At 63.0% G+C, this 15,728-nt stretch carries 13 protein-coding genes and 2 pseudogenes; 9 read left to right on the top strand and 6 right to left on the bottom strand.

Going from position 1 to position 15,728, the window contains the following annotated elements; all coding sequences use genetic code 11:
- Positions 1–132: 132 nt before the first annotated feature.
- Positions 133–795: pseudogene (locus tag IFO71_RS15975) on the top strand (magnesium and cobalt transport protein CorA); the annotation flags it as partial.
- A gap of 129 nt (positions 796–924) precedes the next feature.
- Here IFO71_RS15975 and IFO71_RS15970 read toward each other — a convergent pair.
- The 6 genes from IFO71_RS15970 to miaA form a co-directional block, all read right to left on the bottom strand.
- A complete protein-coding gene (locus IFO71_RS15970) occupies positions 925–1,113 on the bottom strand; it encodes a DUF2065 domain-containing protein (protein ID WP_192030660.1) in 189 nt (62 codons plus the stop codon).
- Between the two features lie 33 nt (positions 1,114–1,146).
- Positions 1,147–2,019, bottom strand: a complete 873-nt coding sequence (gene hflC, locus IFO71_RS15965; protein WP_192030659.1) for a protease modulator HflC — start codon at positions 2,017–2,019, stop codon at positions 1,147–1,149.
- Positions 2,016–3,155 carry an FtsH protease activity modulator HflK gene (gene hflK, locus IFO71_RS15960; protein ID WP_192030658.1) on the bottom strand — a complete coding sequence of 380 codons (1,140 nt, stop codon included), beginning with the start codon at positions 3,153–3,155 and terminating at the stop codon, positions 2,016–2,018. Before hflK ends, hflC begins: the two co-directional genes overlap by 4 nt.
- 261 nt (positions 3,156–3,416) lie before the next feature.
- On the bottom strand, positions 3,417–4,739 hold the full coding sequence (gene hflX, locus IFO71_RS15955) for a ribosome rescue GTPase HflX (RefSeq protein WP_192030657.1): 1,323 nt from the start codon (positions 4,737–4,739) through the stop codon (positions 3,417–3,419).
- A gap of 64 nt (positions 4,740–4,803) precedes the next feature.
- A complete protein-coding gene (hfq, locus tag IFO71_RS15950; RefSeq protein ID WP_192030656.1) occupies positions 4,804–5,073 on the bottom strand; it encodes an RNA chaperone Hfq in 270 nt (89 codons plus the stop codon).
- A gap of 166 nt (positions 5,074–5,239) precedes the next feature.
- Positions 5,240–6,172, bottom strand: coding sequence for a tRNA (adenosine(37)-N6)-dimethylallyltransferase MiaA (gene miaA, locus IFO71_RS15945; RefSeq protein WP_192030655.1), 933 nt, complete (start codon positions 6,170–6,172; stop codon positions 5,240–5,242).
- A 62-nt stretch (positions 6,173–6,234) separates the two neighbouring features.
- Between miaA and tilS the strand changes: the two genes are divergently transcribed.
- From tilS to bamA, 8 genes and pseudogenes are all read left to right on the top strand, one after another.
- Positions 6,235–7,590 (top strand): tRNA lysidine(34) synthetase TilS, encoded by a 1,356-nt coding sequence (gene tilS / locus IFO71_RS15940; RefSeq protein ID WP_192030654.1) that lies wholly within the window; start codon positions 6,235–6,237, stop codon positions 7,588–7,590.
- A gap of 35 nt (positions 7,591–7,625) precedes the next feature.
- The gene (pyrH, locus tag IFO71_RS15935; protein ID WP_192030653.1) at positions 7,626–8,363 is read left to right on the top strand and encodes a UMP kinase; all 738 of its coding nucleotides are present in this window, start codon (positions 7,626–7,628) and stop codon (positions 8,361–8,363) included.
- A gap of 95 nt (positions 8,364–8,458) precedes the next feature.
- A complete protein-coding gene (frr, locus tag IFO71_RS15930) occupies positions 8,459–9,016 on the top strand; it encodes a ribosome recycling factor (RefSeq protein WP_192030652.1) in 558 nt (185 codons plus the stop codon).
- A gap of 39 nt (positions 9,017–9,055) precedes the next feature.
- Positions 9,056–9,781, top strand: a complete 726-nt coding sequence (gene uppS, locus IFO71_RS15925; protein WP_192030651.1) for a polyprenyl diphosphate synthase — start codon at positions 9,056–9,058, stop codon at positions 9,779–9,781.
- Positions 9,778–10,593, top strand: coding sequence for a phosphatidate cytidylyltransferase (locus IFO71_RS15920; RefSeq protein WP_192030650.1), 816 nt, complete (start codon positions 9,778–9,780; stop codon positions 10,591–10,593). Before uppS ends, IFO71_RS15920 begins: the two co-directional genes overlap by 4 nt.
- Before the next feature lie 8 nt (positions 10,594–10,601).
- Positions 10,602–11,780, top strand: coding sequence for a 1-deoxy-D-xylulose-5-phosphate reductoisomerase (locus IFO71_RS15915; protein WP_192030649.1), 1,179 nt, complete (start codon positions 10,602–10,604; stop codon positions 11,778–11,780).
- An 18-nt stretch (positions 11,781–11,798) separates the two neighbouring features.
- A complete protein-coding gene (gene rseP / locus IFO71_RS15910; protein ID WP_192030648.1) occupies positions 11,799–13,154 on the top strand; it encodes an RIP metalloprotease RseP in 1,356 nt (451 codons plus the stop codon).
- An 85-nt stretch (positions 13,155–13,239) separates the two neighbouring features.
- A pseudogene (gene bamA / locus IFO71_RS15905) lies at positions 13,240–15,714 on the top strand (outer membrane protein assembly factor BamA); the annotation flags it as partial.
- Between the last annotated feature and the right edge of the window lie 14 nt (positions 15,715–15,728).

Raw genomic sequence — 15,728 nt, 5'->3', positions numbered from 1 at the left:
GCTCGCGGATTCTCTCGTTTCGACACGATCCGCACCGTCATCTTCTTGATCGCGGGCAAGCTCAACTTCCGAGCTGTTAACCCGCATGCTACCTAACTTACCCACTCAGAATTCAACAGAGCCGTATTTGTTGGGCCGCAGTACCTGCTGACCGTCCGTCACGGCGCATCGGTGAGTTATGCGCCGGCGCGGGCGCGCTGTGAGCGCGAACCAGATGTGTTGGGTCTGGGCCCAAGCTATGGGCTGTATGCGGTGATGGATCTGATCGTCGACAACTTCATGCCGATCGTGCGCAATTTTCAGGACGAGCTGGAGAAGCTTGAGCAGGCCATCTTCAGCAAGCGCTTCCACCAGTCGACCATTCACAAGTTGTACGAGCTGAAACGCGAGCTGGTCACCCTGCGGCTAGCGGTTTCACCACTGCAAGACATTCTCAACCAACTGATGTCCTTGCACCCGGGGCTGATCCGCGATGAGGTAAGGCCCTACTTTCGCGACGTATTCGACCACGCCGTTCGCGTAAACGAAGCCACCGACACGATGCGCGAGATGCTGACCGCGGCGATGAGCGTGAATCTGGCTCTGGCCACGATGCAGCAGGGTGAAGTGGTGAAACGCCTGGCGAGCTGGGCCGGTTTGCTCGGCGTGCCGACCCTGGTGGCCAGCTGGTACGGCATGAACTTCGTGCATATGCCGGAGCTGGCCGGCGAGTACAGCTATTGGGTATTGATCGGGCTGACCTTCAGTACCTTGATCGCCTTGTACATCGTGTTCAAGCGAGCTCGCTGGCTGTAGCAACACCTTTCCGCGCCGGCACGGTTTCCCAGCACACGAGCTAGCCCGGATATTTCATGAGGAGGCGCGGATGATCACCGAGGACTTTGCGTCGAGTGCAAGGCGCGACGAGCGCAAGTGGTGGGCCCACTAGCCGCGCACCAGCTGCAGACAGATCAGCCCCAGGCCAACCATTACCGCACCACCGACCCGCAGGTTGCTGGTCGGCAGTTGCTGAATCTGCTCAGCCATGCGTTTCCAGGCGTTCGGCCCGGCCAGCAGAAACAGCCCCTCGATCACCAGCATCAGGCACAACGCGGCGAGCAGATCCTCACTCATACCTGACTAGTGTTCCGCTCGCGGCGCTGACGATCAGCGACGCGGCGCGCTGGATTGTTCGAAGTAACGCAGGAAGTCGCTGTTCTTATCCAGCACCAGCACCCCCTGACCATCGCTGAAGCTGTTGCGGTAGGCTTCCAGGCTACGGTAGAAAGCATAGAACTCAGCCCGCTGCTCGTAGGCCTTGGCATAGATCTCAGCCGCGGTCGCATCGCCTTCACCGCGCAGGCGCTGGGCATCCCGTTCGGCCTCCGCGATGATCACGGCGCGCTGACGATCAGCATTGGAACGAATCGTTTCCGATTGCTCGACACCCTCTGCGCGCAGCTCGTTGGCCACGCGGAAGCGTTCGGCGCGCATACGGTCGAACACCGAGCCGACCACCAGGCTGTCTTCCGGCAGGTCGATTCGCTTGATGCGCACGTCAACGATCTGCACGCCCAGGCTCTCGGCCGAGCGATTGGCCACGCTGACGAATTGCTCGGCTAGATTGTTGCGCTCGCCAGCCACCACATCTTTCAGCGGGCGCTGGTTGATCTCATTGCGGATGGCTTCTTTCACGATGGGCGACATCCGCTGCATGGCATTCACTTCCATGCCGGCGGTGGCTTGGTAGAACTTGCGCACATCCGCAATGCGCCACTTGACGAAGAAGTCGACATTGACGTCTTTCTTCTCCGAAGTGAGGTAGCGCTCGGGCTCCCCATCCAGGCTGAGGATACGGCGATCAAACTTCAACACGTTCTGCACAAGAGGCAGCTTGAAGTGAATGCCGGGCTTGATATCGGATTCGACAATGCGTCCAAACTGGAAGCGCAGGCCGACCTCACTCTCGCGGATCTGGTAGACCGAGTCCATGCCCAGAAAGGCGACCACGATCAGCAGAATCGGTAGCATTGCTCTCATCGGCGGGGTTCTCCTCGGCTGCCGCGCTCAGGGCGGCGCGTATCGCGCTCGGCTGACGGCGCGCTGACAGTCATTGAAGGCAGGGCCGTGTTGGCTGCCGGCAGCCGCGACATCGGTGCGTTGCCGGCACCGCCCCCATCCATCGGCAGATACAGCACGTTGCCGCCATCGCCTGCGTACACCTTGCGGTTACGCCCCAGAATGTCCTGCATGGTTTCCAGGTAGAGCCGCTGGCGTGTCACCTCCGGCGCCTTGGCGTATTCATCGGCCAGCAGAGTGAAGCGACGCGTATCGCCTTCGGCTCGAGCGATGGACGTTTCCTTGTAACCTTCAGCCTCTGCTCGAATCCGCGCTGCCTCACCACGCGCTTCGGGCACCACCTTGCTGGCATAGGCTTCAGCCTCGCTCTCGATGCGCTCGCGGTCTTCACGAGCACTGATGGCGTCGTCGAAGGCTTCGCGCACTTCGGAGGGTGGTCGCGCGTTCTGCATGTTGAACACCGAGACCGACAAGCCGGTCTTGTAGCTGTCGAGGCTGGCCTGCAGACGTTTGCGAGCATCGGCCGCCAAGGCGGCACGTTCGCCGGTCAGAACCGAATCCATCAGGCTGGAGCCGATCACATCGCGAACGGCAGACTCGGCAGCCTGCTTCAGTGTGGCGTCGGGCTCACGCGCGCCAAACAGGTAAGCCTGAGGATCATTCACCAGGTACTGAACATTGAATTCAATCTGGACGATGTTTTCGTCGGCGGTCAGCATGCGCACCTGATCGGTGACGCTGCGCAGTTGCGTGACATCGACCTTGGTCACCGACTCCAACGGACGCGGCAACTTGAAGTTGGGACCGGGATCCATGATCCGCTCGAACTTGCCAAAGCGCAGCACTACACCGCGCTGGCGCTCGTCGATCATCACCCAGGCATCGAGCACGAACCAGATGGCCAGAAGGCCGCCGATGATCAGCCACAGATTGGGCCCGCCACGCCCTTCGCGACCAGCGCTGCCGCCACCACCACCACCGAATACTCGCCCCATGCTGTTCTTGAGACGGTTGAGAAAAGCTTCGACGTCGGCGCCTTGGCCTTCCTGATCCTTCCAGGGATCCTTCTTGCCGCCGCCTGGCTCATTCCACGCCATCTTGATACTCCGCTTCCCTGAGCGGCCTCCACAAGCGGCGGCCGTCCTGATTAACATTGGCTGATCTTGGCGATCGAACGCTTCGCCCTGCGATGCACTGCAGCGAAGACGAACACCCGCCTCGGTTCTGAGCACTTGGGGTCGACCCAGCGCAATTACAAGCGCCGCATTCTAGCCCGAACCCCGTGTCGGCTACACAAAGCCCGATTGCAGCAGTCGATGCAAGTGCCAAGCGAGGGCCTACACTTCCGCATAACAGGGTCAGCCCCAGTCGTCCACCGCTGCGGCGCGCAGCTCCAGCTGATCGATACAGGACTGCCCCAGCGCGCCCTCCTGACTGAACAGCTGCATTGCCTGACGCTGCGGCAGGTCGAGCTGCAGGCGCCAGCCCTGCTCGTCGTGCCGCTCGTCGCGAACCGCCCCCAGATTGTACAAACGGGCCCGCAGGCGGCCCGCGGAGTTGGGAATCTGCAGCCAGGCATTGACCTGGACTTCGCTGAAGCGGCGCCCCAGAGCGTCGAGTAGCTGATCGAGGCCGGCACCGCTACGCGCCGAAACGAAGGCTCGACGCGCCTGAGCAGATTCGTCGAGGTCGATGCGCGGCTGCCCATCCTCGATCAGATCGATCTTGTTGTAGACCAGCAACTGGGGAATATCCGCCGCATCGATCTCACTCAACACCTGGTTGACCTGCTCGATGCGCAGGTCGCGCTGCGGGTCGGCCGCATCCACGACATGCAGCAGCAGGTCAGCTTCACGCGCTTCTGACAGAGTGGAACGAAATGCCGCGACCAGATCATGCGGAAGGTCGCGAACGAAACCAACGGTGTCGGCCAGGGTAATCGGCCCGCAGCGCAGGCCATCGAGGCGACGCACGGTCGGGTCGAGGGTGGCGAACAGCTGGTTCGCCGCATAGGCCTCGGCGCCAGTCAAGGCATTGAACAAGGTCGACTTGCCGGCATTGGTGTAGCCGACCAGGGCCACGCGCGGGATCTCGTTGCGCACCCGCGCACGGCGCATCTGCTGGCGTTGGGCAGCCACTTTTTCCAGCCGCCGCTGCAGCATGTCGACGCGCTTGGCCAGCAGGCGACGATCGGTTTCGAGCTGGGTTTCGCCCGGGCCGCGCAAACCAATCGAACCACCGCGCTGGCGCTCCAAGTGGGTCCAGCCACGCACCAGACGGGTGGCCATGTGGCGCAGTTGCGCCAGCTCAACCTGCAGTTTGCCTTCATGCGACTGCGCACGCAGGGCAAAGATATCCAGAATCAGGCCGGTGCGATCCACCACACGCCGCTCCAGCAGGCGCTCAAGATTGCGCTCCTGCACCGGACTCAAGGTGTGGTTGATCAGCACCAGATCGGCGCCGGTGGCCGCGCACATCGACTTGACCTCGTCGGCTTTGCCACTGCCAATCAAGAGAGCCGGGTTGGCGCGCTCGACGCGTGCGGGCAGGGTCGCTACCACCTGGGCACCGGCTGAGCGTGCCAGTTCAGCAAATTCGTCGAGAATTTCCTGATCGAATTGGCCGGGCGGATGCGGCTGAATCAAAAGCGCGGTTTCCCCGCGCCGAGAACGTTCAAACAATGGCTTTCACTTTGACCGCCTGGCGCGGCCGCGGCGCCGGGCTGGGCCGGCGCACAATCAGAACTTACTCTTCACCGCCATTGCCGGCCGGCGCACCCTCGGCGCCGCCCACTCCCGGCGTACCCATGCGCACATTGCGCGCCGGTACAACGGTGGAGATGGCGTGCTTGTAGACCATCTGGCTGACCGTGTTGCGCAATAGCACAACGAACTGGTCAAACGATTCGATGGTGCCCTGCAGCTTGATACCGTTGACCAGATAGATCGACACCGGCACGCGCTCACGACGCAGAGCATTCAGAAACGGATCCTGCAACGACTGACCCTTGGACATGTTATCTCCTGCTGATGTGTTGTTATGTGCGACCGGTCGATCCGGTCACCGTCTTCACCGCGCATCGCTCCAAACCGGAACCGCCTCGGTGACAAAACGTCTCTATGGTACACGGAGTCTGCGCTGACGGAGGGCGGATCGCCGCCAGATTCAATGCGATTGGCGCTCAATGGCGCAGAAAATCCCCCACCCGGCTCAGCAGACGCTCAGCCTCGGTCAGTGGATTGACCCAGAACGCATCGAGTTCGGAGCGCAACCAGGTCAACTGGCGTTTCGCCAGCTGGCGGGTGGCCGCCACCCCGCGCGCCTTCAGTTCGGGCAGCAAGGCCGGGGCGTCCAGCGCCTGCCAGACTTGCCGATAGCCCACGGCGCGCATGGCCGGCAGATCGGCATGATTGCGCGGCTCGGTGCGCAAGGCACGCACCTCATCGATCAGGCCCTGGGCCAGCATCTGCTCAAAGCGAAGCTCGATCCGCTGATGCAAGAGCGAGCGGTCGTCGGGGGCCAGCACCAGCTTCAGGCATCGAAACGGTCGCACGCGGCGACCCTGCTCGCTCTGCCACGTGCTCAGGGCCCGGCCGCTGACCCTGAACACCTCGATCGCGCGCAGAATGCGCTGCGGATCGGTGGGCCGAATTCGCTGAGCCGCCAGCGGGTCAATCCGCTGCAATTCCTGATGCAGGGCGGCAATGCCGCGCTCGTGCAGCTCGGTCTGCAGCGTCGCCCGGGTGTCCGGGTCTGACTCCGGCATCGGCGACAGGCCATCCAGCAGGGCGCGAAAATACAGGCCAGTGCCGCCGACCAGAATCGGCAGCCGACCACGGCCGGCAATATCGACAATCAGGCGCTCGGCATCGCGCGCGAAGTCGGCCGCGCTGTAGGGCTGCCAGGGCTCGCGCAGGTCAATCAGATGATGCGGTATGCCCGCCCGCTCGGCCAGATCAGGTTTGGCCGCCCCGATATCCAGTCCACGATAGACCAGGGCCGAGTCGACACTGATGACCTCACCATCCAGACGCTGAGCAAGTGCAATCCCGGCGGCGGTCTTGCCCGACGCCGTTGGCCCCATCAGCGCAATGACCGCGGGACGCGCGCTCATCGGCGACTGCCCGAGGCGCCGTCAGGCATGGACAAGCGCCGGTTTTCCGGCACGATGCCGGGATGAATGCTCGCTCTCATGGCGCAATGGTATTGGATCATCTGCGTGCGCGGCTGGCCGAGCGGCCGGCCGGGCCGCTGTACCTGGGGTTCAGCGGCGGCCTCGATTCATGCGTGCTGGCGCATGCCCTGGCGCGCCTGTTGCCCCCCGGCGCGCTGAGCTTGTTGCATGTTGACCATCAGCTGCACGCCGATTCGGCTACCTGGGCCGATCGAGCCGAGCGCTTCGCCCAGCGCCTGGGTGTCGGCTTTCGGCGATTGCCGGTTCAGGTCAATCGCGCCGCCGGCCTGGGCCTGGAAGGCGCAGCACGCGCGGCGCGCTACGCCGCATTCACCGAGGCCACTCCGCCTGACGCGCTGATCGCCCTGGCCCATCATCGCCAGGATCAGGCCGAAACCCTGCTGCTGCAGCTGATGCGCGGCGGCGGCAGCGGCGCCATGGCCGGCATGCGCGCGCTGCGCCGCTTCTCCGATCAGCGCTGGATCTGGCGCCCACTGCTGGATCTCGATCGCAGCCGCTTGCGGGCCTATGCCGTGGCCGAACAGATCGACTGGCTGGAAGACCCTGCGAACACCGATCTTGGCCTCGATCGCAACTGGATTCGCCATCGCGTATTGCCAGTTCTGAGCGAACGCTGGCCGCACGCTGACCGGCTGCTGTCCAGCGCAGCCGAGCGCTTGCGGGCCGAGAGCGAGGATCGTGAACGACTGGCCGAGCAGCGGCTGGCCGCCGCCGCCACCCTGGCGCCGGAGGTCAGGCGCTGGCCAGTCTGGAACGGACTCGATCGCTTCGCCCTGGGCGAGGTGCTGCGTGCTTGGTGCCGTCGACTCGGCTTTGCCGTGCCGCCCGCCAGTCTGATCGCGCGCCTGCATCAGCAGCTCGTTGCGAGCGCGGATTCATCGGCCGATGATCATTTTCGTTTGATCTGGTCGGGCTACGAACTGCGCTGCTATCGCGACCTGCTGCGACTCGCCGAACCCAGCCCGCCGTTGCAGCTGAGCGACTGCGACTGGAGCGGCCTTGAGCCCTGCGACTTGCCCGGCGGCGGCCGACTGAGCCTGGAACCGCCCGTCACGGCGGCGCAGACCTGGCGGGTCAGCGCCCGTCATGGCGGCGAGCGGCTGCTTCTGCCCGGCCGGACCCACCACAGCTCATTGAAGAAGTGCCTGCAGGCACTGGGCCTGCCGCCCTGGGAGCGCGAACAGATCCCCCTGCTCTGGAACACCGACGGCGAACTGCTGGCAGCAGGCGATGTACTGCTCTCTGCGTCGTTGGAAGCGTGGCTGCAGCGCCATCAATGCCGTCTGCGCTGGGTTGCGGCGCAGAAAGTCTCGGACGAACCGGGCAGAGCCGGCTAGAATAGGCGGGTTTTGTCTCCGCCCAGGCCCCGACCGTGAACGCTAAGCCACTGAAATACAAGCGAATACTTCTTAAACTAAGCGGTGAAGCCCTGCTCGGCAAGCTCGACTACGGCATCGACCCCGAGGTCTTGCAGCGTCTGGCGCGGGAAATCCAGGAAATCAGCCGCGCCGGCTGCCAGGTGGGCGTGGTGATTGGCGGCGGCAATATCTTCCGCGGCGCCGGACTGGCTGCTGCCGGCATGGATCGGGTCACCGGTGACCATATGGGCATGCTGGCCACGGTGATGAACGCCCTGGCCATGCAGGACGCGCTGGAAAAGCTCGGCGCCTACGCCCGGGTGATGAGCGCGCTGAAAATCAATGAGGTGTGCGAAGACTTCATTCGGCGCCGTGCCATCCGGCATCTGGAAAAAGGTCGGATCACGATTTTCGCCGCCGGCACGGGCAATCCGTTCTTCACCACCGACTCCGCCGCCGCCCTGCGCGCAGTGGAAATCGGTGCTGAGCTGATGCTGAAAGCGACCAAGGTCGACGGCGTTTACGACAGCGACCCGAAGAAAAACCCCGAGGCCAAGCGCTACGCGCGGCTGAGCTATGAGGACGTCATCACCCGCGATCTGCGGGTGATGGATACCGCAGCCATCGCGCTGTGCCGCGACTACGCCATTCCGCTGCGCATCTACGACATGGCGCAGCCGGGCGACCTGATGCGCATCGTGCAGGGAGAGGACATCGGCACCTTGGTTCACACCCGCGACCGCCTCAACTAGTGGCAGCGTGCCGCCCCGCCCGCCTCGGGTGCGGCGACGACAGTTGCCACGTATGATTCCGGCCCACGGCTAAACGCTCACTGATGGAGCTACGCATGATCAACGACATCCAGAAAGACGCGCAGACGCGCATGCACAAGAGCGTCGAGTCGCTCCGGCACGATCTCACCAAGCTGCGCACCGGACGCGCCAGCACTGCCCTGGTCGACAGCCTGAAAGTGAACTACTACGGCTCGGATGTACCCCTGTCGCAGGTCGCCAATGTGGCAATCGCCGACGCCCGCACCCTGACCATCACGCCGTGGGAAAAGAACATGGTGCAGGCGGTCGAGAAAGCGATCTTCGCGTCCGATCTCGGACTGACGCCGAATACCGCCGGCCAGATCATCCGCATCATCCTGCCGCCGCTCACCGAGGAGCGCCGCAAGGAGCTGTCCAAGCACGTGTCGCATGAGGGCGAGAACGCCAAGGTGGCCATTCGCAACATTCGTCGCGATGCCATTCAACACGTCAAGGAACTGCTGAAGAGCAAGCAGATCACCGAAGACGAAGAGCGCAAGGCCGAAGACGACATTCAGAAGCTGACGGATCGCTTCGTTAAGGACGTCGATGGCGTGGTGAAGGCCAAAGAAGACGAGCTGATGGCAGTCTGAGGCACTGCCTGGGTGAACGCTTCTGGATCGGCAGGCAGTATGCCGCCTCGTCATATCGCCATTGTCATGGATGGCAATGGCCGTTGGGCCAAGGCGCGGCATCGGCCGCGCACCATCGGCCACCGGGCAGGCGCGCGCGCGGTCAATCGCTGCATCGACTGGTGCCTGGACCGTGGCATCGAAGCGCTCACCCTGTTCGCCTTTTCCAGCGAGAACTGGCAGCGACCTCAGGACGAAGTCAGCGCCCTGATGCAACTGTTCATGCGGGCACTGGATCGCGAGGTCGAAGAATTGGCCAGGCGCGGCGTGCGGCTGCGCTTCATCGGCGAGCGCCAGGCATTCAGCGACCCGATTCAGCAGCGCATGCAACGCGCCGAACAGCACACCGCGAGCGGCACACACCTGCAGCTCAACATCGCCGCCAGCTATGGCGGGCGCTGGGACATCGTGCAGGCCTGCCGCCGACTGGCCGCCCAGGTGGCCAACGGCGAACTGCAGGTCGCGCACATCGATGAGCCGCGGCTCAGCCAGGCGATGTGTCTGGCTGATCTGCCGCCGCCCGACCTGTTCATCCGCACTGGCGGCGAGCAACGCATCAGCAACTTCTTGCTGTGGCAGATGGCCTACACCGAGCTGTACTTCACCGATGCCTTCTGGCCCGACATGGATGCCGCCGAACTGGATCGGGCGATGCATTGGTTCAACACTCGCGAACGTCGCTTCGGCTTGATCAGCGAGCAACTGAAGGCAGGAGCCGCGTCATGAAACAGCGAGTGCTGACCGCCCTGGTGCTGGCGCCGCTGGCGATCATGGCCGTGCTGTACATGCCCACCGGCGTGTTCATGGCCCTGATCTCGATTCTGTTGCTGGCCGGCATCTGGGAATGGGGCCTGCTCGCCGGCTTGCGCAAGACCTTGCACCGAGCCCTGGTGGTGGCGATCAACGCCGTGCTTCTGGCGGCGCTGGCCTGGGCTGATTGGAATGACCTTGCGCGCCAGTTGATCGTGGTCGGCCTGATCTGGTGGATACTGGCCGCCCTGTGGCTGACCAAGCCGGAGATCGGTAAAGCTCGCAATCGCGGCAACGCCTTGATCAAGCTGACCATCGGCACCGTGCTGATCGTGCCGGCCTGGAGCGGCGCCGCCCTGCTGCATGCTGAACAACCGAACGGCCCGGGCTGGCTGCTGTACGCCGTGATGCTGGTCTGGGCCGCAGATACCTTTGCCTATTTCGTCGGCAGCCGTGTCGGTGGCCGCAAATTGGCGCCGAGCATCAGCCCGGGCAAGACCTGGGCCGGATTCTTCGGCGGTCTGGCCGGCGTCATGCTGGTCGCCAGTGCCGCCATGCCCCTGCTGGGAGTGGGCTGGCATCAATGGCTGCCGATGGCCGCCCTGGCCTTGCTCACCGGGCTGGTCTCGGTGCTCGGTGACCTGTTCGAGTCGCTGATGAAGCGTCAGGCCGGCGCCAAGGACTCGGGCGACCTGTTGCCCGGGCACGGCGGGGCATTGGATCGCCTGGACAGCCTGATTGCCGCCCTGCCGGTATTCGCCCTCGGCAAGCTCTGGTTGGGTTTGTGACTGACAGCATGACATCGGTGGCCGTGCTGGGCGCCACCGGCTCGATCGGTCGCAGTGCCCTGGATGTGATCAGCCGGCACCCGCAGCGTTACCGCCCATACCTGCTGAGTGCCGGACAGCAGGTCGACAAGCTGATCGAGCTATGCGCCGAGCATCGGCCGCGTCATGCGCTGATTGCCGATGCGACGCTGTTTTCCGCCCTGCGGGCCGGCTTATCGGCGCGCGGCCTCAGCACCGAGGCGCATGCTGGCCCGGTGGCCTTGGCCGAGCTGATGGCCGACCCGGCCTGCGACACCGTGATCGCCGCCATTGTCGGTGCCGCCGGCATGCCTTCGGCCCTGGCTGCTGCCCGCGCCGGCAAGCGCATCCTGCTGGCCAACAAGGAATCAGTGGTCATGGCCGGCGATCTATTGCGCGCGGCCTTGGACGAGGGCGGCGGCGAGCTGCTGCCGGTGGACAGCGAACACAATGCGATCTTCCAATGCCTGCCGACCGGCTCGCGTAACGCCGGATTGCGACCGGATATCCGCCGCATCGTACTCACCGCCAGCGGCGGTCCGTTTCGTGGCCGCTCACGCGACAGCCTGCGCGAGGTGACGGTCGAACAAGCCTGCGCGCATCCGAACTGGTCGATGGGACAGAAAATTTCGGTGGATTCGGCCAGCCTGATGAACAAAGGCCTGGAGGTCATCGAGGCACACTGGCTGTTCAATCTGCGCGCCGAGCAAATCGAGGTGGTGGTGCACCCGCAGAGCATCGTGCACTCCTTGGTGCATTACATCGACGGCAGCACCCTGGCCCAGCTTGGCAACCCGGATATGCGTACCGCCCTGGCCTACGGCCTGGCCTGGCCGGAGCGGATCGACGCCGGGGTCGCTGAACTCGACCTGGTGCGCCTCAGTCGACTCGACTTCGAAGCACCCGACCTGCAGGCCTTCCCCTGTTTGCGGCTGGCCTTCGAGGCCTTGCGCCATGGCATCGGTGGTACCACGGTATTGAATGCAGCCAACGAAGTGGCGGTTTCAGCCTTCCTTCAGCGCCAACTGGGTTTCCTCGACATCGCCGAGGTCATCGAATCGACCTTGAATGCGGTTTCACTGGAGGCCGGATCTTGCGTTGAAACCCGGCTACAACTGGACCAGAAGGCGCGACAATGGGCGCAGGCTGACATCAGCCGGCGCAAGTAAGCAGAACGAGGCAGTTTCATGAGTGAGTTTTTCGGCTCGGTGTGGTGGTTGATCGTCGCGCTCGGCGTGCTGGTCACCTTTCACGAGTTTGGCCACTACTGGGTGGCGCGTCGCTGCGGCGTCAAGGTACTGCGCTTCTCGGTCGGCTTCGGCACACCGTTGTGGCGGCGCCTGGGCAAGAACGGCACCGAATTCGTGGTCGCCGCCCTGCCCTTGGGCGGCTACGTCAAAATGCTCGACGAACGCGAAGGCGAGGTGAAACAAGCCGAGTTGCCGCAGGCGTTTACTCAGAAATCGGTCTACCAGCGCTTTGCCATTGTCTTTGCCGGCCCGCTGTTCAATCTGATCCTGACCCTGTTCTTGCTCTGGGCCATGTTCCTGATCGGCAAGGGCGACTACTCACCCACCGTCGGTCGCACCAGCGGCATCGCCGAGCAGGCCGGGCTGCTGCTGGATGACCGCATCCTCAAGGTCGATGGCAAAGAGGTGCCGACCTGGACCCACCTGAATATCGAGCTCACCGCAGCGGTCATGGATCGCCGCGCGCTGGATCTGCAGGTTGCCGACGCCGACGGCGCCATACGACAGGTCGAGCTCGGCCTGGACAGCATCGACCCGGCGCTGGAAGAACGCCAGGCGATGCGCAAGGTCGGCCTGATGCCGCGCCAATGGATGCTGCCGCCAATTGTCGGGGAAGCAGTCAAGGACGGCGCTGCGGCCGAGGCCGGGCTGCGCGCCGGTGATCGGATCATCTCCATCGACGGCCAGGCCATCGACTTCTTTGACCGCATCGGCAGCGTGCTCAATGCGCGTGAGGACGGCGGTGCTGCGGTCACCCTGGTGGTCGAACGCGATGGCGGGCGACTGGACTTCCAGCTGCAGCCGAAAGCCGAATCAGCGAGCGACGGCAGCAAGGTCTGGCGGGTAGGCATTGCGCCAGATCGCCAATCGGCAAAACATGACGTCGTGCTGAGCTACGGGCCGATCGACGCCATCGGGGCATCGTTCAAGGAGACCTACGAGCTCGGCGCCGCCACTCTCGGCATGCTGAAACGCATGATCGTTGGGTTGGCCAGCCTCAACAATCTCTCCGGGCCGATTTCCATCGCTCAGTTTGCCAATGCCTCGGCCCAGACCGGGGTCGCCGGCTTTCTGTTTTTCCTCGCCGTGCTGTCGCTCAGCTTGTGCATCATGAACCTTCTGCCAATCCCGATCTTGGACGGCGGTCATTTGCTGTATTACCTTATCGAGATGATAAAAGGCAGCCCGGTCAGCGAGCGCATGCTGGTTGCCGGGCAATATGTGGGCTTGGTCTTTCTCGCCGGTTTGATGGGCCTGGCCTTCTATAACGATATCGTGCGGCTCGTGAGTTGATTCGCCCCAGCTTGCTTCGCACCTTTCCACTTCGGACGTGACAATGAAAAGAATAGCCGCTGCCATCTTGTTGGCGCTTGCCTGTGCGCCTGCCAGTTCACTGGCCCAGTCGAACACTTTTGACCCGTTTACCGTCTCCGATATCCGGGTCGATGGTCTGCAACGCATCTCCAGCGGCACGGTATTCACCTATCTGCCCATCGAGCGAGGCGATGTGGTGGACAAGTCCCGCGCCGCCGAAGCGATTCGCGCCCTGTTCCGCACCGGCTTCTTCAACGATGTATCGCTGTCACGCCAGGGCGACATTCTGGTGGTGCAGATCACCGAGCGTCCGGCCATCAATCAGATCATTCTGAGCGGCAACAAGGACATCAAGAGCGAAGAGCTGCTGAAGGGCCTGAAAGACATCGGCCTGTCCGAAGGCGAAACCTTCGACCGTCTGCAGCTCGAGCGGGTGACCCAGGAGCTGGTCCGGCAGTACAACAATCGCGGCAAGTACAACGTCTCGATTGACACTTCGGTGTCTGATCTAGACCGCAATCGCGTTGACGTCACCATCAACGTCAAGGAAGGCAAAGCGGCCAAGATCAAGCACATCAATATCGTCGGCAACGAGACTTTCAGCGATGAGGAGATTCTCGATAGCTGGGAATCGGACACCACCAACTGGCTGAGCTGGTATCGTCGTGACGACCAGTACTCGCGCGAAAAGCTGTCTGGCGATCTGGAAAAACTGAATTCCTATTACCTCGACCGCGGCTATGTCGACTTCAATGTCGAAAGCACTCAGGTGTCGATCAGCCCCGACCGTCGCGAGATGTACCTGACCGCCAATATTCGCGAGGGTGAGGTCTATACCGTCGACGAGGTGAAGATCAGCGGTGACACCATCATCCCGGTGGAGGAACTGAATCGCCTGGTGTTGGTGCGCAACGGCGACACCTTCTCACGCCGCCTGCTGGAGCTGACCTCCGACTCCATTACCGCGGTGCTGAGCAATATCGGCTACGCCTTTGCCAGCGTGCAGCCGATCCCGGAAATCAACCGCGAAAAGCGTACGGTGTCGCTGAACTTCTTTGTCGAACCGGGCAAGCGCGTTTACGTGCGCCGCGTGCTGTTCAAGGGCAACACCCGTACTTCCGACGAAGTGATCCGCCGCGAGATGCGTCAGTTCGAAGGCATGTGGTTCTCGCAAGCGGCGATCGACCGCTCGAAGATCCGTCTGCAACGGCTCGGCTTCTTCGAAGACATCAGTATCGAAACTCCGGCAGTCACCGGCACCGACGATCAGGTCGACGTGGTGATCAGCATGAAGGAGCGCACCTCGGGCAGCTTCGTGTTCGGCCTCGGCTACTCGCAGCTCTCCGGCCTGATCACCTCGGTGTCGGTGCAGCAGAACAACTTCTTCGGCACCGGCAATCGCGTTGCCTTTACGGTGCAGAACAACGACTTCGTCAAGCGCGTCGACTTCTCCTACCTCGACCCCTATTTCACCGATGACGGGGTGTCGCTGGGCTACAACCTGATCTACCGTGAGCTCGATTCCGGCGAACAGAACGTAGCGAGCTTCACCTCCGACAACGGCGCGCTGCAAGCGGTGTTCGGCATTCCGCTCACCGAGACCGACACCATCGGTCTGGTATTCGGCATCGACCGCAATCAGATCAATCTGTTTGACGGACGTTGCCCGGCAAACCACGTCAACACACCGCCGCCCGAGTTTGATGATGAAGGCAACGTGCTGCCCTTCCCGGACCCGCCGCCGGGCTTCATCTATTGCAATTTGAATGGCTTTGGCGCCGGTTCGCCGCAGCCTTTCATTGACTACCTCGATGCCTTGGGCAGCAAGACCTTCAATGCCTGGCGCATGGAGCTCTCCTGGGCGCGCGACTCGCGCAATGCCTTCTTCAATCCGACCCGCGGCGCCTTCCAGCGCATCGGCGCCGAAGTCACCCTGCCCGGCTCCACCGTCGAGTACTACAAGCTGAACTACCAGTTTGCGCGCTACTGGCCGCTGAGCACCAAGGTCGTGCTGCTGACCGCTGCAGAAATCGGCTATGGCGACAGCTATGGCAAGTCCTTCACCCGCGACGTGGTGTACCCCGATGGCGTGTATCCGGGCATCGAAGACGACGACACCCTGCCCGACGTTGTCACCGTTACGGCCGAGGGGCTGCCCTTCTTCGAGAATTTCTACGCCGGCGGCGTGCGCTCGATTCGCGGCTTTGAAGACAACACCCTCGGCCCAACTTTCACGTCGCCGTTCAGCTCGTTCCGCCAGCCCTTGGGCGGTTCGTTCAAGACCACCGGCACCCTGGAGCTGATCTTCCCCACCTTGCTCGATTCCGACACCACGCGAGTCTCGGCGTTCTTTGATTTCGGCAATGTGTTCGCCGATTTCGACGCCTTCGACGTCGGCGAGTTCCGCGCCTCGGCGGGTGTGGCCCTGCAGTGGCAGGCGCCGATTGGCCCGATCGTGTTGAACCTGTCGACGCCGATCAAGAAAAAGGATGACGATCAGATCGAGCGCCTGCAGTTCACCTTCGGGACTCAGTTCTAAGACCGCTCAACCAC

This window comes from Pseudomarimonas arenosa (assembly GCF_014841215.1).
In the GTDB taxonomy this organism is placed as follows: Bacteria; Pseudomonadota; Gammaproteobacteria; order Xanthomonadales; family Xanthomonadaceae; genus Pseudomarimonas; species Pseudomarimonas arenosa.
This window is presented reverse-complemented; position numbering and strand designations above follow the sequence as displayed.

What these genes read in the sequence shown, in the direction of transcription:
- IFO71_RS15970 (WP_192030660.1), bottom strand. Translation starts at nt 1,113, where the DNA reads ATGAGTGAGGATCTGCTCGCCGCGTTGTGCCTGATGCTGGTGATCGAG.
- hflC (WP_192030659.1), bottom strand. Translation starts at nt 2,019, where the DNA reads ATGAGAGCAATGCTACCGATTCTGCTGATCGTGGTCGCCTTTCTGGGC.
- hflK (WP_192030658.1), bottom strand. Translation starts at nt 3,155, where the DNA reads ATGGCGTGGAATGAGCCAGGCGGCGGCAAGAAGGATCCCTGGAAGGAT.
- hfq (WP_192030656.1), bottom strand. Translation starts at nt 5,073, where the DNA reads ATGTCCAAGGGTCAGTCGTTGCAGGATCCGTTTCTGAATGCTCTGCGT.
- miaA (WP_192030655.1), bottom strand. Translation starts at nt 6,172, where the DNA reads ATGAGCGCGCGTCCCGCGGTCATTGCGCTGATGGGGCCAACGGCGTCG.
- tilS (WP_192030654.1), top strand. Translation starts at nt 6,235, where the DNA reads ATGAATGCTCGCTCTCATGGCGCAATGGTATTGGATCATCTGCGTGCG.
- frr (WP_192030652.1), top strand. Translation starts at nt 8,459, where the DNA reads ATGATCAACGACATCCAGAAAGACGCGCAGACGCGCATGCACAAGAGC.
- uppS (WP_192030651.1), top strand. Translation starts at nt 9,056, where the DNA reads ATGCCGCCTCGTCATATCGCCATTGTCATGGATGGCAATGGCCGTTGG.
- IFO71_RS15920 (WP_192030650.1), top strand. Translation starts at nt 9,778, where the DNA reads ATGAAACAGCGAGTGCTGACCGCCCTGGTGCTGGCGCCGCTGGCGATC.
- IFO71_RS15915 (WP_192030649.1), top strand. Translation starts at nt 10,602, where the DNA reads ATGACATCGGTGGCCGTGCTGGGCGCCACCGGCTCGATCGGTCGCAGT.
- rseP (WP_192030648.1), top strand. Translation starts at nt 11,799, where the DNA reads ATGAGTGAGTTTTTCGGCTCGGTGTGGTGGTTGATCGTCGCGCTCGGC.